Origin of the sequence: Wenyingzhuangia gilva, assembly GCF_030519655.1 — a bacterium.
Classification (GTDB): domain Bacteria; phylum Bacteroidota; class Bacteroidia; order Flavobacteriales; family Flavobacteriaceae; genus Wenyingzhuangia; species Wenyingzhuangia gilva.
This window is the reverse complement of record NZ_JAUMIT010000004.1, coordinates 291439-314039: the sequence shown is the minus strand read 5'-3', so window position 1 is coordinate 314039 and position 22601 is coordinate 291439. Positions and strand designations below refer to the sequence as shown.

Annotated in this window: 18 protein-coding genes; 7 read left to right on the top strand and 11 right to left on the bottom strand. The window is 31.1% G+C overall.

Features of this window, described 5'->3' with window-relative positions:
- The first annotated feature begins 88 nt into the window (after positions 1–88).
- The 7 genes from QVZ41_RS10120 to QVZ41_RS10090 all read left to right on the top strand — a co-directional run bounded on the left by QVZ41_RS10120 (position 89) and on the right by QVZ41_RS10090 (position 10993).
- Positions 89–1378: a S28 family serine protease gene (locus tag QVZ41_RS10120; protein WP_302884457.1), complete on the top strand. Its 1290-nt coding sequence runs from the start codon at positions 89–91 to the stop codon at positions 1376–1378.
- A gap of 319 nt (positions 1379–1697) precedes the next feature.
- A complete protein-coding gene (locus QVZ41_RS10115) occupies positions 1698–3836 on the top strand; it encodes a hypothetical protein (RefSeq protein ID WP_302884456.1) in 2139 nt (712 codons plus the stop codon).
- Positions 3837–3881: 45 nt separating this feature from the next.
- The gene (locus tag QVZ41_RS10110) at positions 3882–7547 is read left to right on the top strand and encodes a DUF4450 domain-containing protein (protein WP_302884455.1); all 3666 of its coding nucleotides are present in this window, start codon (positions 3882–3884) and stop codon (positions 7545–7547) included.
- A gap of 75 nt (positions 7548–7622) precedes the next feature.
- Complete coding sequence (locus QVZ41_RS10105) at positions 7623–8510, top strand: dienelactone hydrolase family protein (RefSeq protein WP_302884454.1); 888 nt, start codon at positions 7623–7625, stop codon at positions 8508–8510.
- A gap of 8 nt (positions 8511–8518) precedes the next feature.
- Positions 8519–9532 carry a glycoside hydrolase family 43 protein gene (locus tag QVZ41_RS10100; RefSeq protein WP_302884453.1) on the top strand — a complete coding sequence of 338 codons (1014 nt, stop codon included), beginning with the start codon at positions 8519–8521 and terminating at the stop codon, positions 9530–9532.
- Between the two features lie 7 nt (positions 9533–9539).
- On the top strand, positions 9540–10289 hold the full coding sequence (locus tag QVZ41_RS10095; RefSeq protein ID WP_302884452.1) for a copper homeostasis protein CutC: 750 nt from the start codon (positions 9540–9542) through the stop codon (positions 10287–10289).
- A 227-nt stretch (positions 10290–10516) separates the two neighbouring features.
- Entirely contained in the window at positions 10517–10993 is a 477-nt protein-coding gene (locus QVZ41_RS10090; protein WP_302884451.1) for a hypothetical protein, read from the top strand.
- 43 nt (positions 10994–11036) lie between these two features.
- Here QVZ41_RS10090 and QVZ41_RS10085 read toward each other — a convergent pair whose 3' ends face one another.
- The 11 genes from QVZ41_RS10085 to hemA form a co-directional block, all read right to left on the bottom strand.
- Positions 11037–13292, bottom strand: coding sequence for a M56 family metallopeptidase (locus QVZ41_RS10085; RefSeq protein WP_302884450.1), 2256 nt, complete (start codon positions 13290–13292; stop codon positions 11037–11039).
- Positions 13293–13294: 2 nt separating this feature from the next.
- On the bottom strand, positions 13295–13660 hold the full coding sequence (locus tag QVZ41_RS10080) for a BlaI/MecI/CopY family transcriptional regulator (protein WP_302884449.1): 366 nt from the start codon (positions 13658–13660) through the stop codon (positions 13295–13297).
- 186 nt (positions 13661–13846) lie between these two features.
- Positions 13847–14836 (bottom strand): DUF4421 family protein, encoded by a 990-nt coding sequence (locus QVZ41_RS10075; protein WP_302884448.1) that lies wholly within the window; start codon positions 14834–14836, stop codon positions 13847–13849.
- On the bottom strand, positions 14837–15739 hold the full coding sequence (hemF, locus tag QVZ41_RS10070; protein ID WP_302884447.1) for an oxygen-dependent coproporphyrinogen oxidase: 903 nt from the start codon (positions 15737–15739) through the stop codon (positions 14837–14839).
- A 72-nt stretch (positions 15740–15811) separates the two neighbouring features.
- The gene (hemE, locus tag QVZ41_RS10065) at positions 15812–16837 is read right to left on the bottom strand and encodes a uroporphyrinogen decarboxylase (RefSeq protein WP_302884446.1); all 1026 of its coding nucleotides are present in this window, start codon (positions 16835–16837) and stop codon (positions 15812–15814) included.
- Between the two features lie 80 nt (positions 16838–16917).
- Positions 16918–17274 (bottom strand): four helix bundle protein, encoded by a 357-nt coding sequence (locus tag QVZ41_RS10060; RefSeq protein WP_302884445.1) that lies wholly within the window; start codon positions 17272–17274, stop codon positions 16918–16920.
- A 33-nt stretch (positions 17275–17307) separates the two neighbouring features.
- Entirely contained in the window at positions 17308–18597 is a 1290-nt protein-coding gene (gene hemL, locus QVZ41_RS10055; RefSeq protein WP_302884444.1) for a glutamate-1-semialdehyde 2,1-aminomutase, read from the bottom strand.
- Positions 18598–18661: 64 nt separating this feature from the next.
- Positions 18662–19627 (bottom strand): porphobilinogen synthase, encoded by a 966-nt coding sequence (gene hemB, locus QVZ41_RS10050; protein WP_302884443.1) that lies wholly within the window; start codon positions 19625–19627, stop codon positions 18662–18664.
- A gap of 68 nt (positions 19628–19695) precedes the next feature.
- Positions 19696–20349 carry a uroporphyrinogen-III synthase gene (locus QVZ41_RS10045; protein WP_302884442.1) on the bottom strand — a complete coding sequence of 218 codons (654 nt, stop codon included), beginning with the start codon at positions 20347–20349 and terminating at the stop codon, positions 19696–19698.
- A gap of 50 nt (positions 20350–20399) precedes the next feature.
- Complete coding sequence (gene hemC, locus QVZ41_RS10040) at positions 20400–21320, bottom strand: hydroxymethylbilane synthase (RefSeq protein WP_302884441.1); 921 nt, start codon at positions 21318–21320, stop codon at positions 20400–20402.
- 10 nt (positions 21321–21330) lie between these two features.
- Positions 21331–22575: a glutamyl-tRNA reductase gene (gene hemA, locus QVZ41_RS10035; RefSeq protein ID WP_302884440.1), complete on the bottom strand. Its 1245-nt coding sequence runs from the start codon at positions 22573–22575 to the stop codon at positions 21331–21333.
- Between the last annotated feature and the right edge of the window lie 26 nt (positions 22576–22601).

Genomic DNA, 22601 nt, shown 5'->3' with positions numbered 1-22601 from the left:
AATAGTAATGTTTTACTTTTTTAATTAAAATAACTAAACTAGTTTTATTGTAACATTAACATTTTAACTTTTAGCATATTTAAACCTCATGAAAAAAAACATTGTTTTATATTTATTATTAATTGTTTCTATATATGGTCAGGCACAAAAAAATCAAATTAAGGATGATTTAAACTTATTACCAGAAGTAACCTACCAACAAATTTCAAATACTAAAAATTACAATTCTAATTATGTTTTAAAAGTAAAACAACCTATTGATCATAATGATCCTAGTAAAGGTTTCTTTACTCAAAAAGTATATCTGTCACATAAAAGTTTTGAGCAACCAACTGTAATCGTGACTGCTGGTTATCAAGTTAATAACAATGGGATTTATGAGTTAACTGATTTATTAAAAGCCAATCAAATTTTAGTTGAACATAGATTTTTTGGAGAAAGTATGCCAGATAGCCTAAACTACAAATACTTAAATATAGAACAAGCGACTGCAGATTTACATCATATAAAGGAAATTTTTAAAGATATTTATCCTAAAAAATGGATCAGTACGGGAATTAGTAAAGGTGGAGCAACTACTATCTTCTATCGATATTTTTATCCTAATGATGTTGATGTTAGCGTGCCTTATGTGGCTCCAATAAATAATACTTTTGAAGAACCTAGAATTTATGAATTTTTAAATACTGTTGGTACTGATGAATGTCGTCAAAAAATTAAAGACTTTCAGATTCAAATCTTAAAAAATCGTGACAAAATATTACCCCTTTTAAAATTCTACAGCATGGGAGCTGGAGCTAAATATTCTTATTTAACTATTGGAGAAGCTTTTGAATATGCGGTTATGGAATATCCTTTTTCTTTTTGGCAATGGGGTGCTAGTTGTGATGAAATTCCAACAAAAAAAGCATCTATAGAAGAAATCACCAAATACTTTATCGAAGTTTGTGATCTAACTTTTTTTAGCGATCAATCTATAGAAAAATACAATTCTCACTATTACCAAGCAGCAACCGAAATGGGATATTATGGTTATGAAACTAGTAAATTTAAAGATTTATTGGTTGACTTACCAACGGATAAAAATCCAATGGCTTTATTTTTTACTTTTAAAATGGAAGAACCTTTTAATGGAGAAATATTAGAAAAAACAAACAAATGGTTAAAGAAGAAAGGAGATTATATTATTTATATTTATGGAGGAAATGATACTTGGACTGCTAGTGCTGTTCCTCTTAGTAATAAGGTAAACTCTAAATGGTTTATTTTAAAAAACAAACATCATGGTAATGCAAGAATTAAAGGAATGAATACTTCTGAAAAAGAAGAGTTTATTTCTACCCTTGAAAAATGGTTATCAATAAAAATTGAACATTAAACAATACTTTTCATCTAAAAAAGGGACTTTAATAGTCCCTTTTTTTTTATGTTTTATCATTTTATATTTGACATTAACTGCACAATTTTCATGTATTTTCAAGACTATTTTACTCTTTCTAAAATCCTTTAAAACTTACTTTTGATCGTTGTTTTAACAAAGAATCTACAATATAAATATATGATTCATAATTTTAAAACTATAAACATCATAATCATATAAAAATTACCTAACGGTACAGGATGGAAAACAACCAGCATCCTTTTATTTTTAAAAATCATAAAAATCGATTGTTATTTAATACCAAAAAAATCAAACTATGAAAAAAGGAATCCTTAGTCTCTTATTTTTAGGAATTATTGCTTGTACTAATTCTAAAAAAGAAGACACGCTAATCAACAGAAAAGAAGTTGTTACCCGAAACAATGTTGTGATTAAAGAAGTAGATACTTTAGCATCACTTTCTGTTGGAAATGGAAATTTTACTTTTACTACTGATATTACAGGATTACAAACCTTTTGGGCAGAATATGACAATGGTGTTTCTTTAGGAACCATGTCTAACTGGGGATGGCATACTTTACCCAATACAGAAAATTATACTTGGGAAGAAACCCTTAAATACTTTGAGGTTGAAGGAAGAAAAGTTCCTTATCGCCATCAAATAAAAGACAATGAAAGAGCTAAAGAAGCTTGTGATTATTTTAGAGAAAATGCCCACAAAATTCATTTAGGATTGATTGGTTTTGATTTGCATTTTAAAGATGGAACAAAGGCGAAACTTTCTGACATCAAAAATCCAACACACGAATTAGATTTATGGACAGGAAAAATTACTTCAGATTTTACTTTTGATAACCAACCTGTTCATGTAGAAGTTTACTCGCATCAAGAAAATGATTTGGTGGCTGTAAATGTTAAGTCACCTTTAATTAAAAAAGGACAACTTTCTGTAGAATGGAATTTTCCAGCACCAAAAATTGCGCATACAGGTAGCGGAATTGATATGCAAAATGTTGATACTCATAAGAGTGATATTATAAATCAAAACAATAATAACATCACTCTAAAAAGACAACTTGACAACGATGATTACTTTGTAGAAATTGATTGGCAAGGAAACTCAGAAATAACTCAAACAGACAAACATCAATTTAAATTATCAAACAAAAACGAAGATCAAATTCAGTTTTCTTGTCAGTTTTCTCCTGATGAAATTACGAACAATGTTCCAACTTTTAAAAGCACCGAAGAAAATAGTAAAACAGCTTATCACAGTTATTGGTCTAAAGGTGGATTTGTAGATTTTGGAGCTTGTACAGATGAGAGAGCTAAAGAATTAGAAAGAAGAGTGATTTTATCTCAATACTTAACTAAAATTCAAAGCACAGGAGATTTACCTCCGGCAGAAACAGGTTTAACATTTAACAGTTGGTTTGGTAAATTTCACTTAGAAATGCATTGGTGGCATGTGGCACATTTTGCACAATGGCAACGTGGAGCATTAATAGAACAACAATTAGATTATTATTTTGACATGATGGAAAAAGCCAAACAAACGGCTTTAGACCAAGGATACGAAGGAGTTAGGTGGCCAAAAATGATTGGTCCTGATGGAGAAAACAGTCCCTCTTCTGTAGGGTCTTATTTAATTTGGCAACAACCTCATATTATTTGGTTGGCAGAGCAAATGTACCGTCAAAACAAATCACCTGAAACTTTAAAAAAATATGAAGCATTAATTGTAGAAACTGCAAACTTTATGGCTGATTTCCCAATTTGGAATGACGAAAAAAAACAATTTGATCTTGCTCCACCTTTAATTCCTGCTCAAGAACATTGGGAAAGAACTACAACTTATAATCCTCCTTTTGAGTTGGCTTATTGGTATTGGGGATTAACTACTGCTCAGAATTGGTTAAAAAGATTAGAGAAACCTAAAAATGAAAAATGGGAAAAAGTTAGAATGAATCTTGCCACTCCAGATCAAGCTGATGGATTGTATTTAGGGATTCAAGGAGCTACGGAATCTTATAACGATATTGAATTGATGAGAGATCATCCAATGGTTTTAGGAGCTTATGGAATTTTACCTCATTGGGATAAAATTGATCCAAAAATCATGGAATCTACTTTAGAAGTAATTGCCAAAAAATGGGATTGGCCTAACACTTGGGGATGGGATTATCCTATGTCTTCTATGTCTGCTGTTCGTTTGGGAAAACCAGCACTAGCTTTAGATTTGTTATTAAAAGATGTTCAAAAAAACACCTATTTAAAAAATGGTCATAATTATCAAGATGATCGTTTGCGAATTTATTTGCCTGGAAATGGAGGTTTGTTACAAACTGTTGCCATGATGTGTGCTGGTTGGGATGGATGTTCTGTAGAAAACCCTGGTTTTCCTAAAAATGGAAAATGGAAGGTAAAATGGGAAAACTTAGAACCTGTTTTTTAATTCTTAACTTTCTATCAACTCCAATCAATATATTAATTTCCATTTATGAAAAAACATATTTTCTTTCTCTTAGCAGCAACTATTTTTATTTCTTGTAACTCAGAAAAGGCTCCCATAGAAAAACAGAAAACTTGGCGTAATCAAACTCGTGAACTTCGTTATCATCCTGAGGGGAATGAATTTGTGATTCATAATGGAGAAAAAAGATTCAACCGCGCTCTATACGGAACCAATACAGGCTTTCGTGTAGAAGCAGGTGATTTGCCTGAATTTGGATTGTACATGACTCGTTATGGTGGAACGCTAAAGTTAGGATTAGCAAATAATGATACTTCCATTTGGCTAATTGATACTGAAAACATAAAAATGACCTATGGTGCTGGGGCTATAAAATACAGCATTACAGATCCTATTTTAAAAGATGGAATCTTAGATTTAGAATTATTAGCCTTACAAGAGGCTGATGGAATGATTTTAAAAGTAAATTCTCATAATATTCCTGAGGATGTAAAGTTAGTTTGGACTTTTGGTGGAGCTACTGGAAAAAGATTTTCTAGAGAAGGTGATTTAGGAGCAGATCCAGAATCAAACTTTTATTTAAAAGCAGAAAACTGTGTTGAAAATGATATCTATTTAAATGATGGAACTTTTCATTTATACTACAGCAAAGGCAGGGAACTTCCTAAAAATGCTAAACCTAACAATGATGAAATCAACAATAATAAACTCATCACAAAAAAAAGAATTGCAGGAATTGTTCCTACAAATAGTTCTTTAAAAATTGGAGATGCTCATCATTTAGAAACGCCTAATGAATTACTAAAATCAAAAAAATCTGATGCTCCAGTTGTCATGGGTAGTCTTGAGTTTAGTCATTCAAAAGAAAGTTATTTTATGCTCTACAATCCTGATACAGGAAACCCTGTAACGCATAAATCAATGCCAAGTTTGTTTGACAAAACTGATAAAATTCGTAAAAAAATTGCGGATAGATTCTGGATGAACACTCCCGATGAATATTTAAATGCTGCTGGAGCTCAATTGGCAACTGCTGCCGATGCTGTTTGGGATACTGAATCTTATTTTATGCATGGAGCCGTAGCTTGGAGAATGCCATTACCAGGTTGGAGAGGTGCTTATGCTGCCGATTGGTTAGGAAATCACGACAGAGCCAAAACACATTTTAGAGGTTATTTTGCGGCACAATATACCGATCCTAAAAGTGGACCTGTAGTGGCTGATCCGAAAACACATTTAGCCAGAAATAAAGAAGAAAAAGGTACTTCTATTTTTACTTCTGGATACATTAGTAGAAATCCAAACAAACAAAGTAAACCTCATCATTACGACATGAATTTGGTGTTTATCAACCAGTTGTTATGGCATTTTAAATGGACAGGTGATACGGAGTTTTTAAAAGAAAGTTGGCCAGTAATAGAAAGACATTTAGAATGGGAAAAAAGAAATTTTGATCCTGATAATGATGGGCTTTACAATGCTTATGCAGCTATTTGGGCTAGTGATGCTTTACAATATAGTGGAGGAGCGGTTACTCATGCATCTGCTTACAATTATAGTGCTAACAAACAAGCGGCAGAACTGGCAAAACTTATTGATGTAAATCCTACTCCTTATCAAGAGGAAGCTGATAAAATTTTAAAAGCCATTAACAAACGTTTGTGGCTAGAAAACAAGGGAACTTATGCCGAATATCAAGATTTATTAGGAAAAAAATTAGTCCACCCTACTCCTGCTTTGTGGACCATTTATCACGCTATTGATGAAGAAATTAGCAATCCTTTTCAAGCATATCAAGCAACAAAATATGTAGATGACAACATTCCACATATTCCTGTTTACACCAATGATAAAACACAAGAAAATCTGTACACTTTATCAACCAGTAATTGGATGCCCTACACTTGGTCTATTAACAATGTAGCCATGGCCGAAGTTTTACACACTGCCCTAGCCTATTGGAAATCGGGAAGAAATAATGAAGCTTTTAAGTTGATGAAAGGAACCATGTACGATTATATGTACATGGGAAGTTCTCCGGGAAATTTTGGGCAGCTATCACATTTTGATGCTTTTAGAGGGGAATTGTATCGTGATTTTGCTGATCCTGTTGGTGTGGCTTCTAGAGCTTTTGTAGAAGGTTTGTTTGGGGTAAAACCAGATATCATCAATAAAAAAATAGAAATTTCTCCAGGTTGGCCTTTAGATTGGAAATTTGCAGCCATGAAAACCCAAGACATCAATATTGATTACAAACAAAATAAAAATACTGATGTCTACAACATCACCACAAACTTTAACACCGATATTTATTTAGAATTGGTGTTAAATGTTAAAACAGAAAAAATTGAGAACGTAAATGTAAACGGAAAAAAGGTTGAATGGAAAAATAAAGAAAATGCCGTAGGCCAACCACAAATTATCATCAAAACACCCATTGATTCAACTTTTGATATTCAAATCACATGGGGAGGTTCTGACTTTAATTCAACCAAAAACAATTATACCGTAACTACAAATGACATCATAAAAATTCCTTTTAACAAGGCTAAAATCATAAATTTATTTAATCCTCAAGATGTTTTTTCAACCATAGAAAAACACACAAATGATATTCAATTAAAGTTAAAATCATCAGTTGGAAACAAGACTTTATTTGTACAACTAAAACAGGGAGAATATCAATGGTGGCAACCTATTCAGTTAAATATCATTTCACCTATTGAAATCATCAAAAAAGAAACTGATGATGATTTTCAAATAGCGTTAAAAAATAATACACATAAATTGATTAATGGAACTGTTAAAATCAACAAATATCAAGAGAAAATAAGTATCGATAATGATGGTATTTCTAAAAATATCAAAATTCCAAACAATTTTTTATTGCCAGGAACCAATCCAGTAACAATTACAACAAAAGAAACTCAACATCAAAAATCTTATTTAAACTGGAATGTAAAATCCAATGCCAATACTGTTTTTGAAACCATCAACCTAAAAAATTATTATAACGATAGGGTTGTTAATATTTTTAAAGAACAATATTTTGCTCCTCGTTCTCCTTATCCAACACTTAGTATTCCTGTACAAGGAATTGGAGATTGGTGTTCTTACAAAGAAACGGAGGAAATTAATGATGAAGGAATAATTGCCAAAGCAGGAAAAAACAATCAAATTATTTCTCCACAAGGAATTCCTTTTAACATTTTAGGAGAGCCTACGGATAATATTGTATTTACTTCTCAGTGGGATAATTACCCTGAATCTGTAAACATTCCTTTACAAGGAAATGCCAAACATGTTTATTTGTTAATGGCTGGATCTGCACATCATATGCAAACCAGAATGGTGAATGGAATTATAACTGTTAACTATACCGATGGAAGTTCAGACAAATTAGAACTCATCAGTCCAGAAAATTGGTGGCCTATAGAACAAGATTATTATCAAGATGGCTTTGCTTTTAATACAGGAAAACCGCAACCTCCTCGTTTGTATTTAAAAACGGGAGATTGGCATATGGATTCTTATGAAGTACTAAAAAAGAATGGAACCAATAAAATTGATGGTGGGGCTGCTCAATTATTAGATTTACCTCTAAATGAGCATAAACAATTAAAATCATTAACACTAGAAACCTATTCTAACGATTTGGTGATAGGATTAATGGGAGCTACTTTGGTTAGATAAAGTTTTGGTCTAAAGAAGAATATTAAATTTTGATAGCCTTTTTTTATTAGGTATTTTAATGGAAAATTAAAATCTATGAGTTCCCTTAAAAAAGAAGACATCAATCAAGAAGTATTTCATTTGTATGACGCTTACGCACATAACAAAATCAATCGTTCTCAGTTTTTAGAAAAGTTATCGTTGTATGCTGTTGGTGGAATTACCATGAGCTCATTGCTTAGTTTTATTTCTCCCAACTATACCGATACGATTACAGTAGCCAAAAATGATCCTAATATTAATTCTGATTATATTACTTACCATTCACCCAAAGGAGGTGGTACTATAAAAGGATTGCTTTCTATTCCTAAAAAACATGATCAAAAATTACCGGGTGTAATTGTGGTTCATGAAAATAGAGGTTTAAATCCTTACATCGAAGATGTGGGACGTAGAACGGCTTTAGAAAATTTCATCAGTCTTGCTCCCGATGCGCTAAGTCCCTTAGGTGGATATCCCGGAAATGACGATGATGGTAGAGCATTACAACAAAAACGTGATAGATATGAAATGTTAGAAGATTTTATTGCTGCTTATGATTATCTAAAAGGACATCCTAACTGTAACGGAAAAATTGCCGTGGTCGGTTTTTGTTTTGGTGGATGGATTTCTAATATGATGGCTGTAAAAATTCCAACACTTTTAGCTGCTGTTCCATTTTATGGTGGACAACCTTCTGCTGAAGAAACAGCACTTATTAAAGCACCTCTATTATTGCAATATGCAGGATTAGACAAACGTGTAAATGCCGGTTGGCCAGCATATGAAATCAATTTAAAAGAAAACAACATAGAACATACAGCTTATTTTTATCCTGATGTAAATCATGGGTTTCATAACAACACCACTCCTCGTTATAATGAAAAAGCAGCTACGCTAGCTTGGAAGAGAACTATTGATTTTTTTAATGATAAACTGAAATAAACCAACACATGAAAATGAAAATAAAATTTCTTTTAACTATTTCCCTTTCTCTATTTTACTTTTTTCAATCAACAAATTGTCTAGGTCAAAATAAAAAAGTAATCAAAAAAGATATTCCATTAAATGGGATCAGACTTAGTGATCCTTATATTTTAGCTGATCCTAAAACCAAGAGGTATTATATGACTGGAACTGGAGGATATTTATGGAAAAGTAAAGATTTAGCTTTATGGGAAGGACCATATAGAGTTGCTAAAACAGATCCAACTTCATGGATGGGACCTAAACCGATGATTTGGGCTGCTGAAATTCACTCATATAAAAACAAGTATTATTACTTTGCTACATTCACAAATGAAAAAATTAAAATTGATACTGTTGGTGAAAACATCATAGATCGTAGGGCGAGCCATATTTTGGTAAGCGATAAAGCAGAAGGACCTTACACTCCAATGAAAGACAAAACTTACTTACCTGCAAATATGCCCACACTTGATGGAACTTTTTGGATAGATAAAGACAACAAACCTTATATGGTTTATTGTTATGAATGGTTACAAAACGAAAACGGTACCATAGAAAAAATTGAACTTAAACCTGATTTAAGTGGTTCTATTGGAAAAGGAAAGTTGTTATTTAGAGCAAGTGATTCTCCTTGGAGTAAACAACAAAATAAAGATGGTACTATTGGTCCAAACAAGGTAACTGACGGGTGTTTTTTATTTAAAACAGGAACTGAACGTTTAGGAATGATTTGGACTAGCTGGATTCATGATGTATACGTACAAGGAGTGGCTTATTCTGAAAGCGGTACATTAGATGGGCCTTGGATACAAGAAAAAAATCCTATTACGCCTCCCAATTTCGGTCATGGAATGATCTTTACGACTTTTGAAGGAAAAAATTTAATGGCCATTCATAGCCATGCTGTGATTAATGGTAAATACCATAGAGTTCCTCATCTATTTGAAATAGATTTGTCTGGTGATAAATTAAAGGTGATAAAACCTTATAAACCTTAAAAGATTGATGAATACCCTGGAAATATGTTGTTATTCTGCAACTTCAGCTATTAAAGCAGCAGAAGCTGGAGCTGATAGAATTGAACTTTGTGAAAATTTTACCGAAGGAGGTACTACCCCATCCTATGCAACCATTAAATATGTTTTAGATCATGTTAATATTCCTGTAAATGTAATTGTTCGTCCCAGAGGAGGAGATTTTTTATACAACGATGCCGAATTTGAAATCATGAAACAAGATGCTTTAAAAGTTAAAGAACTTGGAGCCAATGGTATTGTTTTTGGAATGCTAACAGCTTCAGGTGATATTAATATTTATCAAACTAAAGAGATTCAAGAATTAGTATTCCCTTTAGAATGTACTTTTCATAGAGCTTTTGATATGTGTAATGATGTATTTAAAGCGTTACAACAACTTAAAGAATTAAGGATTGACAGAATATTAACCTCAGGTAGAAAAAACACTGCTTATGAAGGTGTTAATATTTTAAAGCACCTTGTAGAACTGGCTCAAAAAGATATTATTATCATGCCTGGAAGCGGAATTAATGATAAAAATATTGAAGAAATTTACATCAAAACAAAAGCTACAGAATACCATGCCTCATGTAAAACATTTGAAAAAAGTGAGATGACTTATTTTAATCCAGATATTCAAATGGGAAAAAACAAAGATATTAATGAATATCAAAAAATTTCTGTAGATGATGTTCAAATTAAACAACTCTTAAGTGTTTTAAAAAAGTGTGCATTATAACTAAAGTTATAAATACACACTGGAATAGTTTAAAAAATAGTTAGTTTAGTTGTTACAGTATTAATATAATTAATACTTGTTTAGCTAATTTATACAAAACAATAATATTTAAAAACAAAAAACTATTTTTCCATTAAATAGACACCAAAATTATTAATTCAATATAATATTTATGATTTTTAAGACACTATAGTTATACAAAGAATTGTTTTATCTTCGTTTAGATTATGAATACAGCAACTGTTACACAACTTAAAAAAGAGTTAAATAATATTGATAGAATTGACCTCATCAATATAATTTTAAGATTTTCTAAATTTAAAAAAGAGAACAAAGAACTTTTAACCTATTTACTTTTTGAATCTGCCAACGAACAAGAATATATTCAGGATATTAAAATAGAGATGGATGAAGCCTTTAAAGTAATTAATACCACTTCTTATTTCTACATCAAAAAAAGTGTTCGTAAAATTCTAAAATCAGTTAAAACATATATACGTTATTCAAACGTAAAAGAAACAGAAATTGAGTTGTTACTCTATTTTTGTAAAAAACTTAGAAGGATGAAACCTTCTGTAACTAAAAACCAACAATTATTAAATATTTTTACTAGAGAACTTAAAAATATTGAAAAAAAAACGAGTACACTGCATGAAGACTTACAACATGACTATACTCATTTGTTAGAAAACTTAAAATCATAAAAAAAGCGAAGTTTAAAACTTCGCTTTTTTCACAAATCTTTTTTTAATTTTCTTTTTCCTTTTTAGCCATCGCTGAATATTCCTTATACAAATTTGTAACATGCACACTAGCTTTTCTAAGTTCTTCTGTAGTTCCTTTTTTCTCACTAATAAAAGAACCTATTAGTTTTCCGTATATTGCTATTTCCTGATCATACTTTTTCTTTAATTCTAACAATGCTTTTGATGGATTTTTAGGCAGTGGAGAAAGTGGTGGTGGCGGAGGAGGAAACCCTTCTACTTTTGATTTATTTCTTTTGTCTTTTTCCTTTTCAGCCATCGCTGAATATTCCTTATACAAATTTGTAACATGCACACTAGCTTTTCTAAGTTCTTCTGTAGTTCCTTTTTTCTCATTTATAAGAGAACTTATTAACTTACCGTATATCTCTTGTTGCTCATCATATTTTTTCTTTAATTCTATCAGTGCTTTTGATGGATTTTTAGGCAGTGGAGAAAGTGGTGGTGGCGGAGGAGGAAACGTACCTACAACCTTTTTCTTGTGAAATTTTCCGTCTATTAATTCATATTCTTTTGGTGAAGGAGGAGGAGCTATTTGTAAAGGAGCACTTTTTCTTTCACTTTCACTTAATTTCATATATTCATCAGACATTAGCCTGTATAGTTTGTTAAAATATTTTTGCTCAGTTTCTGACAGAGTTAAATAACCTAACGGGTAATCTATATCTTGTTTTTTTATAAAATTCAATACATATGTTCTTGCCTGTACATAACTCTCTATATTTTTAGGGATAGTGTCTTTATTAATGTTTTTCTTAAAAACATTTAAAGTAGCAGGATTCTTAATATTATATTTTTTAATATCTTGATTAGATAATGATTTGTATAGCTTTTCTAACTGTACTTTTATAAGTTGTTTTTCAAAATCATTTATATCATCTAGTTTTTTATATTCATCAAATAATCTTCTAAACTTATTTATACCATATTTTAAATATGTTTCTTCAAATCCTTTTTCCGTGTATAAGTGATTTTGATATGGTTGAGGATATTTTTTACTTCTAGCATTATTATGAACAAAACTACTAGTGTAATATTTAAAATCCGTTGCTTTATAATTATCTAATTCAGTATTTTTTACTGATCTTCCATTAATCCAAATAGCAAATTTTTCGCTATTCTTCCATTGATTAAATTCATTTTCAATAGGTATTTTATACTTAACCTTAGCCAAGCTAGGTATCATATTGTCAGGATATTTTTTAACCGTATTACGTTGTTTATCTGACATTAATTCATAGATAGCTACTATTCTTTCATATACTAAAAAATCAATTATTTTGGTTTTTTCATATTTATCTATAAATTCTATATATTCTTGTATCATAGCTTCGGTAACCTCTGTTTCATGAATCTCAACAGGTTTTTCAACTACTTTGTGTTGACTAAAACCATAAATTAAAACACATAATATTGGTAGTAGTAGTAAACTTCTAAACCAAAAGACTGTTTTTGATGTTTGTATTTTCATAACTGTAAATCTTTTTTTGATTAATAAATAATTGATTGAATTTGCTAAAGAGGAATGATTTTTAATATAATTATTGGGAGTAGCAAATGCTAATAATATTTTTTGATAAGTAGATTTGTTTACTCCTCTTTTTAAAACCGCATGATCTGCTAAGAATTCATGATTTAATTTTATATCTTTTTTTATAACATACAATAAAGGATTAAACCAAAATGTAATTTGTAAAAACTCAATAAATAATATATCTATGGTATGCTTTTGTTTAGCATGAGTCTCCTCATGTAATAAAACTTCATCAGGAAGTTGATTATTTTCGTAATTAGTTTTATTCAGAAATATGTAATTCAAAAAAGTATGTGGATGAACTAAATCATTTAATAAAACATTGGTAAATTCTTTATTCTTAAATTTTACGTTTTTTCTTATTTTTTGATTTAATTGAAATAAATTCTTTAAAAATCTAAACAAAAAAAGAACAACACCTAATAAATAAATACTCCATAAAATAGTGGATGTATAATCTATGTTTATAGGTTCATTAGTTATAGTATCGGTTAAAATAAAGTTTTGCGTAGATAAAAATGAAACAGATCTTTCTACTTCTATATATTGCGTAAATGTTATTAATGGAATCCCTATTGATAATAACAAAGCACCTAATAAATAAAATCGTTTAAAAACATGTACGCTCGTTTTTTCTAAACAAAGCCTATAGAACAATATAAAACTAGCCAAACAAGCACTTGATTTTAAAATAAACAGAAACATAACTATTTATTTTTTATTTCGTTATCAATAAGCTTTTTTAAATCCTCCAACTCTTCCTTGGTCAAATTAGTTTCCTGAGTAAAAAAAGAAGCAAATTGAGAAGCGCTATTATTAAAAAAATTCTTAATCAACCCATTTACATGTTCGGAAAAATAATCTTCCTTTTTTACTAAAGGATAATATTCTCTTGATTTCCCATACAGCTTATAACTAATAAAACCTTTATCAGTCATGCGTTTTAAAAGTGTTGCAACAGTTGTTGTTGCTGGTTTAGGCTCTGGATAAAACTCCAACAAGTTTTTCATAAAAGCTTTTTCTAGCTTCCATAAATAATTCATTAACTCTTCTTCTGTTTTTGATAATTTCATATCTATAGCAATTTATGTTGTTCTACAAATATAGAAAAATATTTAAACTCTACAAGTGTAGAGTTTAAGTATTTTATACTAAAAAAGATAATATAACTATTTTTTTAAGAAATACTGGTTAAAAGTAATTAACAAAACAAATAAGATTTACAACATAATTATACTTATTTATTGTAAAATTTAAAGTCATAAACCAATTTTTTGGAATAATCTTTCAAGACCTTTAAAAGCTTTAAATCTATATCCTAAATGAATAGAAGCAAATATTCTAGAGTCTACCAGGTCTATATTAGAATATTCTTGATAAGATGTTGAAGTAATCAAAACACTTACTCCGTAATAAAATTTACTTGAATTATACCCTAAACCTAAACGAGTTCTCAATCCAATATTAGGAATTAAAAGATGATCGTTTTCTATTCCTCCACTACTATTATCATGCATGTTTCTAACATACTTTAGTCCAATACTGGGTGTTATTTGACCAAACAAATATTTATTATTATCAAAGATTAAATTATATACATAACCTCCCATTAGGCTTATATTATAACTTTCATCATCCAACATAAAGTAATCCTTTGATGTTTTGTCTATTTTGGAGTAATTGTATTTTAACAACCCCATCCAAGTTCCTTTAGATTTTAACTGTCTTTCTGTATTTGAAAAAATGGCTCTATACCCAAATTTATTGCTAAAGTAGTATCTAGTTTCTCCTCCAATTTCCAAGGTATTTAAATTAGAAATTTGCAAATAAGGATCTTTTCCTTTTTCCCAATTTTCTAGATGGTCTTCGGTATTTTTAACATAAAAGCCTTTGGTGCGATAATAATAAAATTGTTGATATAACTTAGGAAAATAAATCCTAATTCTATAGTGCCTATATTGTGCAGGGCCTTTTAAAGCAAAATCATTTTTTAAAAAATCAGGAGAAAAACCAATTTTAATTCCTAAAATATCATAATTTAATGATAAAGCTAGTTTACCTACTTCATTCTGCCTAAGAGAATAATTATTTAAAGTATTTAAATTCGTAACTTCTAATGCCTGTTCTTCTAACTCTAAAGAAGTTTTGACATTTATTTTATAAGAATAGTTTTCTATATACAAAGAATCCTTTTCCTGGCTAAAAACAGAAAATGTAAATATTAAGAAAATAAATCTTAACATTCTCATTTATACCCACTCTTTAGGATTCATTAATATTTCCACTAATTTTTCTTCTTCTGACCCATTTTCTGGCTCGTGACAATAGTGCCATTGAACATGTGGTGGTAAACTCATTAAAATAGATTCTATTCTACCATTGGTTTTTAAACCAAATAAGGTTCCTCTATCATGAACCAAATTAAATTCTACATAACGTCCTCTACGCACTTCTTGCCAATCTCTTTGTTCTTTGGTATATGTCAATCCTTTTCGTTTCTCTACAATAGGTACATAACTTTCTAAAAAGCTATTTCCTACTTCTGTTACAAAATCATACCATTGATGTAATGATATTTCGTCTGTAGGTTTTAAATAATCAAAAAACAGGCCTCCTATTCCACGTGCTTCATTTCTATGAGCATTCCAAAAATACTCATCACATTTCTTTTTGTATAAAGGATAGAATTCAGCATTATGTTTGTCACAAGCTGTTTTACAAACTTGATGAAAATGTATAGCATCTTCATCAAACAAATAATAAGGTGTTAAATCTTGTCCTCCACCAAACCATTGTGTTACTACATTTCCTAATTCGTCATACATTTCAAAATAACGCCAATTGGCATGAACTGTAGGTACCATTGGATTTTTAGGATGAATTACCAAACTCAACCCACAAGCATAAAAATTACCTGCTTCTACTCCAAATTGTTTGCGTAAAGCCATGGGTAATTCTCCATGTACCGAAGAAATATTCACTCCTCCTTTTTCAAACACTTGTCCATTAGAAATTACACGAGTTCTTCCTCCACCACCTTCGGGTCTATCCCATAAATCTTCTACAAACTTTGCATCACCATCCACCGCTTCTAAACCTTCACAAATGGTGTCTTGTAATTGTTGTATGTAGTTGTAAAATTGTTCTTTCATGATATTAGTATTAAGTACAAAGTATTGAGTACAGAGATTAAAAACTTAATACTCTGTACCCAGTACTAACTACTAATTTCCATATTCTTTAACCGCTTCAATAAATGCTTTGGCGTTATCTAAACCAATATTTGGTAAAATACCGTGACCTAAATTCACAATGTATTTGTCTTTTCCAAAAGCATCAATCATAGTGGTTACTTGCTTTTTTATTTCTGCGGGTGGAGAAAACAAACGTGTAGGATCAAAATTACCTTGTAAAGTAATGTTTCCACCCGTTAATTTTCTGGCCCATTCTGGAGTAATTGTCCAATCTACTCCTAAAGCAGATGCGTTAGATTTAGACATGTCTTCTAAAGCAAACCAACATCCTTTTCCAAAAGCAATGACTGGGGCATCATCTTTTAAAGCTTCAATAATTTGATTGATATATTTCCAAGAAAATTCTTGATAATCTACCGGAGACAACATACCTCCCCAAGAGTCAAATACTTGAACTGCATTTACACCTGCCTCTACTTTCTTTTTAAGATAAGCAATAGTCGTATCTGTTATTTTTTGTAACAATGCATGAGCTGCCAAAGGTTGTGTAAAACAAAACTCCTTAGCCATGTCAAAATTCTTTGATCCTTGCCCTTGAATACAGTAACACAAAATAGTCCATGGAGAACCTGCAAAACCAATTAACGGAATGTCATCATTCAACATTTCTTTGGTTAGTTTAATGGCATCCATTACATATCCTAAAGTCTCATCAATATCTGGAACAATTACTTTCTCCACATCTTGCATGGTACGAATAGGATTTGGCAACCAAGGCCCAATTCCTGATTTCATTTCCACCTCAATATTCATGGCTTGTGGAATGACCAAAATGTCCGAAAACAAAATAGCAGCATCCATTCCATATCTACGGATTGGTTGTACTGTAATTTCTGCTGCCAACTCAGGCGTTTGACAACGAGTAAAGAAATCGTACTTCTTTTTTATTTCTTGAAACTCTGGTAAATATCTCCCTGCTTGTCTCATCATCCAAACTGGAGGTCTTTCTACTGTTTCGCCTTTTAAGGCTCTTAGGTATAAGTCGTTTTTTATCATATTGATGTAGTTGGTAGTTGGTAGTTGGTAGTTGGTAGTTGGATATCATTATCCAAATACTTACTCTTAATACCTAACTACTATTTTTGTAAATATTTATTAAAACCTGATAACTTTCTTTGAATCATTTGTAGATTATTTATCAAGTTTTCAAAATCTTCTTTGCTTATATATTCTAATTCAAGTGCTATTATTAACTGAGTCTCTAACTCAAAAGAAGAACCCAATGCTATATTAATAAATCTTGAAAAATCTTTATTACTATTTCTTCCAGATCCCTCGGCTATATTTGATGGAATTGATACAGATGCTCTACAAATTTGAGAAACAATTCCATACACTTCTTGTTTAGAAAATGTTTGGGTTATTTTATAAATTTGAATACTTAAATCTTTTGATTCTTTCCAAATTTCTAATTCTCTAAAATTATGATGCATCTTATATAATTATAATTCTTACTGTCTCTCCAATTACAAATTACCAACTACCAACATCGATTTCTCTATCGAAACTTCTAATTTCTTTAATTCTTTCATGGTAATCGTAGACGATAAAAACCAAGCTTCAAATTGTGATGGTGGTAAAAACACACCGTTTTCTATCATTGCCCAAAAGAATTTTGCAAACCTATCTGTATCTGAAGTTTGTGCATCAGTAAAGTTTGTTACTTCTTTATTGGTAAAAAATGGATTGATCATAGAACCAAATCTATTCACCACTAAATCAACACCATATTTTTTAGCTGATGACAATAACATCTTTTCTATTTTTTCTGCAACAGTATTGAACTTGTCATATGGATTTTGATGTTTTAACTCTGTTAAGGTTGAAATTCCTGCTGCCATCGCAATAGGATTTCCTGACAATGTTCCTGCTTGATACATTCCTCCTAAGGGAGCAACATTTTCCATAATTTCGTTTCGAGCTCCATAAGCTCCTACTGGAAAACCACCTCCAATAACTTTTCCTAAACAAGTAATATCTGCTTCAACTCCAACCAATTCTTGTGCTCCTCCAAATTTAGAACGGAAACCTGTCATCACTTCATCACAAATTAATAACGCATTTTTCTCTTTGGTTAAAGCTCTTAATCCTTTGATAAACTCATCACTTGGTTGTACCACTCCCATATTTCCTGTTACTGGTTCTAAAATAACACCAGCAATATCATCATGCTTGTCAAAATGAGCTTTTACAGTTTCTAAATTATTGTACTCAGCAATCAACGTGTTTTCTACAGATTGTGCAGGCACTCCTTTTGAACCTGGTAAACTTAAAGTTGCCAAACCAGAACCTGCTGCTACCAACATGGCATCCATATGCCCGTGATAACAACCTGAAAACTTAATAATTTTATCTTTTCCTGTGTGAGCTCTTGCCAAACGAATAGCACTCAATACCGCTTCGGTACCAGAGTTTACAAAACGGACTTTATCCATTCCCGGAAAAGCATCGCAAACTATTTTTGCTAATTTAATTTCAGCATTGGTAGAAGCTCCAAAAGAGGTTCCTTTCTTAATTGCCTTAGTAACCGCTTTTTCTACCTTTTTATTTCTATGTCCTAAAATCATAGGTCCATAAGACAATACCAAATCAATGTATTTGTTTCCATCTACATCTTTGATATAAGCTCCTTTTGCCTTGTCAATAAACAAAGGATTTCCTCCTACTGATGAAAAGGCTCTAACAGGAGAGTTTACAGCTCCTACTAGATTTACTAATCCTTTTTTATATAGTTTTTCTGAGTTTTTTGTGTTCATTTTTTTAGTATCTGGTATCTGGTATCTGGTATCTAGATTTTAAACTCTTGATACTTGATACCTGCTACTTGTTTCTTAATATTTTAGCTACTTCTTTGGCAAAATAGGTGATGATAATATCTGCTCCTGCTCTTTTCATAGACAATAAAGATTCCATCATAACACGTTCTCCATCAATCCAACCTTTTTCTGCTGCTGCCTTTACCATGGCATATTCTCCACTTACATTATAACAAGCAATAGGTCTATCAAAATCTTCTTTTAAATCTCTAATAATATCTAAATAAGACAAAGCAGGTTTTACCATTAAAATATCCGCTCCTTCTTCATCATCAAAAGAAGCTTCTCTATGCCCTTCTAATCTGTTTGATGGATCCATTTGATACGTTCTTCTATCTCCAAATGTTGGAGCAGAATCTGCAGCATCTCTAAAAGGCCCATAAAATGCAGATGCATATTTTACGGAATATCCCATAATTGGGATGTTTGGAAAACCACTATTATCTAACGCTTCTCTCATGGTAGCAATGGTTCCATCCATCATTCCTGAAGGAGCTACCATATCTACTCCTGCTTTGGCATGAGAAATGGTCTGTTTGGCTAAATTGATTAAAGTAGCATCATTATCTACATCATTCTCATGAATAATTCCGCAATGACCATGACTTGTATATTCACAAAAACAAACGTCGGTGATGACATACAAACTAGGATAATTCTTTTTAATAAAACGAACTGCTTGTTGCATAATTCCATTATCATTCCAAGTCTCTGTTCCTTCCTCATCTTTTTCTGATGGAATACCAAACAACAAAACAGCAGGGATGTTTAAAGACACTACCTCATCTAATTCTTTAGAAATTCTATCTAATGAAAAACGAAAAATACCAGGCATAGAAACAATTTCTTTTTCTATGTTTTCTCCTTCCTCTATAAACAAAGGATAAATTAAATCATCTACCGTAAGATTATTTTCTCTTACCAATCTTCTAATTCCTTCGGATTTTCTTAATCGTCTTGTTCTATTCATTTTATCTGGTATCTGGTATCTGGTATCTGGTATCTGGTAAACTATATCTAGCCTCTTGATACTTGCTACTAGCTACTTTTTGTAATTTCTTTTAATTTTTGAATGACAGATTCTACACTTGTTTCCTCTGCAACATATACTTCTTCAAATGCATCTAAAGCTTCTGTAGCAGTGGTATATCCAATACAAATAACTTTTACATTACAATTGTTTTTTCCTTTTACATAACTAGTCACTCCACTTGGACTAAAAAACAAAATAGCATCAAAACTTTCGTTAAAAGTATGTTTACATAGTTCTGTTTTATAAACAATATATTCTGTAACCAACACTCCATTTTCTGCCATTACATTAGGCAAATCATTATTACGTAGGTTTCCACAATAAAAGTGAATGTCTTGTATTTTTTTGGCTACTAAAATATCTGCCAACGCTAAAGCATTGTCTGCAACATTTTCTACTTGCACTCCAAAACTTTCTAACAAAGATTTGGTTTTTAATCCAACACAATATACTTTTTGAAAGCTTTCTGCTTTATTTTTATTCTTTTCAAATACTGATCTCACAGCATTTGCACTGGTAAAAACAGCATAAGGAATGTTTTCTTCTACCTTAAAATTTTCTCCAAAGGAAATATCAATCATAGATACTTCTTTCACATCAAACTCCTTTAATAAGTCTCGTTGATGATTGGTTAGTACTTTTGTTGATAGAATTTTCATTTCTTCTCGATACAATTTTTCGTTCCTCAAAATCACTCGAAGTGACAGAGTTATTTTTTAATTACTTTTTTAATTTCTTTCATTAAAACATCACCTCCATTGGCTAAAATTTCCTGAGCACATTGCTTTCCTAAATCTTTAGCATCTTTTAAATCAGCAATTTTAAAAACACCTTTTTGTTCTTTACCGTCAATAGCACTTAACAAACCTTTAAAAGTAACTTTATCTGCAACAATTTCTGCATTTCCCCCAATGGGTGCTGTACATCCACCTTCTAAAGTTCTCATAAAATCACGTTCTATTCCTACACACAAAGCTGTTTCTTCATGATTTATTTTAGCACAGGCCTCTAAAACTTCTTTGTCAGATTCTAAAGCAGTAATCATAATTGCCCCTTGTGCTGGTGCTGGAATCATCCAATCTAATACCAAATGATTTTCTGGCAACAAATTAATACGTTCTAATCCTGCTTTTGCAAAAATTGCCCCGTTCCAGTTATTGTCTTGTAACTTTTGTAAACGAGTATTTACATTTCCACGTAAATCTGTTAAAGTATGAGTGGGATATTTGTGTAACCACTGAGCAGTTCTACGCAAACTACCTGTAGCAATGGTAACTCCATCTGCTACTAAATCTTCTTCTGTTCCTTTATAAACAATTACATCATGTACATCTGCTCTTTCTAAAACAGCTGCTTGTACAATGGTTTCTGGCAATTGTGTTGGTACATCTTTTAGAGAATGTACCGCAATGTCTATTTGACCACGTAACATGGCAACATCTAACGTTTTGGTAAAAACCCCCATACTTCCAATTTGATGCAAGGGAATATCTAAAATTTCATCACCAATAGATGATAATTCAACAATTTCTGTTTGATATCCTAAATCTTGTAATTTGCCTTGTACCAAATGTGCTTGCCATAAGGCTAACTCACTATTTCTTGTACCAATTCTGATGATTTTACTCATTATAGAGTTTTTATATAGAAGAATTAAATATTTTACTCACCACATCAATACTTTGATTGACAGATGTATTTTCATCTTTTAAATGTTTTACAAACTGAGTGGTGATTTTTTGAATCATTCTAGAAGTAATAATTTCGGCATGTTCTTCATTAAAACCTTCCAAACGTTTTTTGTGTAAGTCCAATTCATCGTGTTGAATGGCTAACAAAGATTCTTTTAATGCATTTACTGCTGGTGTAAACTTTCTATGCATTACCCACTCATTAAAATCTTGCTTATGTTTTTTAATAATGAGCATTGCTTTTGGAATTTCAGCCGTACGTTTTGCTAGAGTTTTATCTGTAATTTTAGACAACTGATCTACATTAACCAAAGTAACATTTTCATATGATTTTACATCTTTATGAACGTTTTCTGGCATAGATAAATCCAAAATTAAAATAGCCTTATCTGGTTTGATGTTTTTAGTAGTAATGGTTGGCATGTCGGAACCTGTAGATACTATTAAAATATCTGCATCTTCTATTTCCACCTCTAAATTCTCATAAGTGTTGATGGCAATATTCTGATGAACTTCAGCAAATTCAATTGCCTTTGCATGTGTTCTGTTAATTAAGTGAATATTATTGTTCTCTGTATATTCAAGTAAATTTTTACAAGCATTTTTACCAATTTCTCCCAAACCGTATACCAATACACGTTTAGAGTTATAATTCTCTACGTTATCTATAATATACTGCGTAGCTGCATAAGCAACTGACGTTGTTCCAGAGCTTAATTCTGTTTGATTTTTTACTTCTTTACTTGCTTGTAAAACTGAATTCATCAATCTTTCTAAATAAGTATTGATGGTTCCATATTTTTGAGCCAATTGGTAAGCCTGTTTTAACTGACTTACAATTTCATAATCTCCTAAAATTTGACTTTCTAACCCTGTTCCTATTTTAAACAAATGTAAAATAGCTTCGGTAGATTTAAAGATGTTAGAAAACTTAACAAATTCTTCTACTGTACCATTTGAATGTTCACAAAGCAAACTAATCAATTCAAAAGGATGTTTTGCAAATCCAGTAATTTCTGTTCTGTTACAAGTAGAAACCACCATTACACCATCAATCCCTTTGGACTTAGCATCTTTTAGTAAAGCAATTTGTTTTTGCTTAGACAAACTAAAAGCGCTACGTGTTTCCACATCCGCCTTTTTATAACTAACTCCAATATTATAGAGTTTGGTTCCTATTTCATCTGTATTCATATGTTTACACACCATAAGTATCGACA

Coding starts and splice junctions, on each gene's coding strand:
- QVZ41_RS10110 (WP_302884455.1), top strand. CDS start 3,882: ATGAAAAAACATATTTTCTTTCTCTTAGCAGCAACTATTTTTATTTCT.
- QVZ41_RS10045 (WP_302884442.1), bottom strand. CDS start 20,349: ATGAAAATTCTATCAACAAAAGTACTAACCAATCATCAACGAGACTTA.
- QVZ41_RS10085 (WP_302884450.1), bottom strand. CDS start 13,292: ATGTTTCTGTTTATTTTAAAATCAAGTGCTTGTTTGGCTAGTTTTATA.
- hemE (WP_302884446.1), bottom strand. CDS start 16,837: ATGATAAAAAACGACTTATACCTAAGAGCCTTAAAAGGCGAAACAGTA.
- hemC (WP_302884441.1), bottom strand. CDS start 21,320: ATGAGTAAAATCATCAGAATTGGTACAAGAAATAGTGAGTTAGCCTTA.
- QVZ41_RS10080 (WP_302884449.1), bottom strand. CDS start 13,660: ATGAAATTATCAAAAACAGAAGAAGAGTTAATGAATTATTTATGGAAG.
- QVZ41_RS10090 (WP_302884451.1), top strand. CDS start 10,517: ATGAATACAGCAACTGTTACACAACTTAAAAAAGAGTTAAATAATATT.
- QVZ41_RS10095 (WP_302884452.1), top strand. CDS start 9,540: ATGAATACCCTGGAAATATGTTGTTATTCTGCAACTTCAGCTATTAAA.
- QVZ41_RS10100 (WP_302884453.1), top strand. CDS start 8,519: ATGAAAATGAAAATAAAATTTCTTTTAACTATTTCCCTTTCTCTATTT.
- QVZ41_RS10120 (WP_302884457.1), top strand. CDS start 89: ATGAAAAAAAACATTGTTTTATATTTATTATTAATTGTTTCTATATAT.
- QVZ41_RS10075 (WP_302884448.1), bottom strand. CDS start 14,836: ATGAGAATGTTAAGATTTATTTTCTTAATATTTACATTTTCTGTTTTT.
- hemF (WP_302884447.1), bottom strand. CDS start 15,739: ATGAAAGAACAATTTTACAACTACATACAACAATTACAAGACACCATT.
- QVZ41_RS10115 (WP_302884456.1), top strand. CDS start 1,698: ATGAAAAAAGGAATCCTTAGTCTCTTATTTTTAGGAATTATTGCTTGT.
- hemB (WP_302884443.1), bottom strand. CDS start 19,627: ATGAATAGAACAAGACGATTAAGAAAATCCGAAGGAATTAGAAGATTG.
- hemA (WP_302884440.1), bottom strand. CDS start 22,575: ATGAATACAGATGAAATAGGAACCAAACTCTATAATATTGGAGTTAGT.
- QVZ41_RS10060 (WP_302884445.1), bottom strand. CDS start 17,274: ATGCATCATAATTTTAGAGAATTAGAAATTTGGAAAGAATCAAAAGAT.
- QVZ41_RS10105 (WP_302884454.1), top strand. CDS start 7,623: ATGAGTTCCCTTAAAAAAGAAGACATCAATCAAGAAGTATTTCATTTG.
- hemL (WP_302884444.1), bottom strand. CDS start 18,597: ATGAACACAAAAAACTCAGAAAAACTATATAAAAAAGGATTAGTAAAT.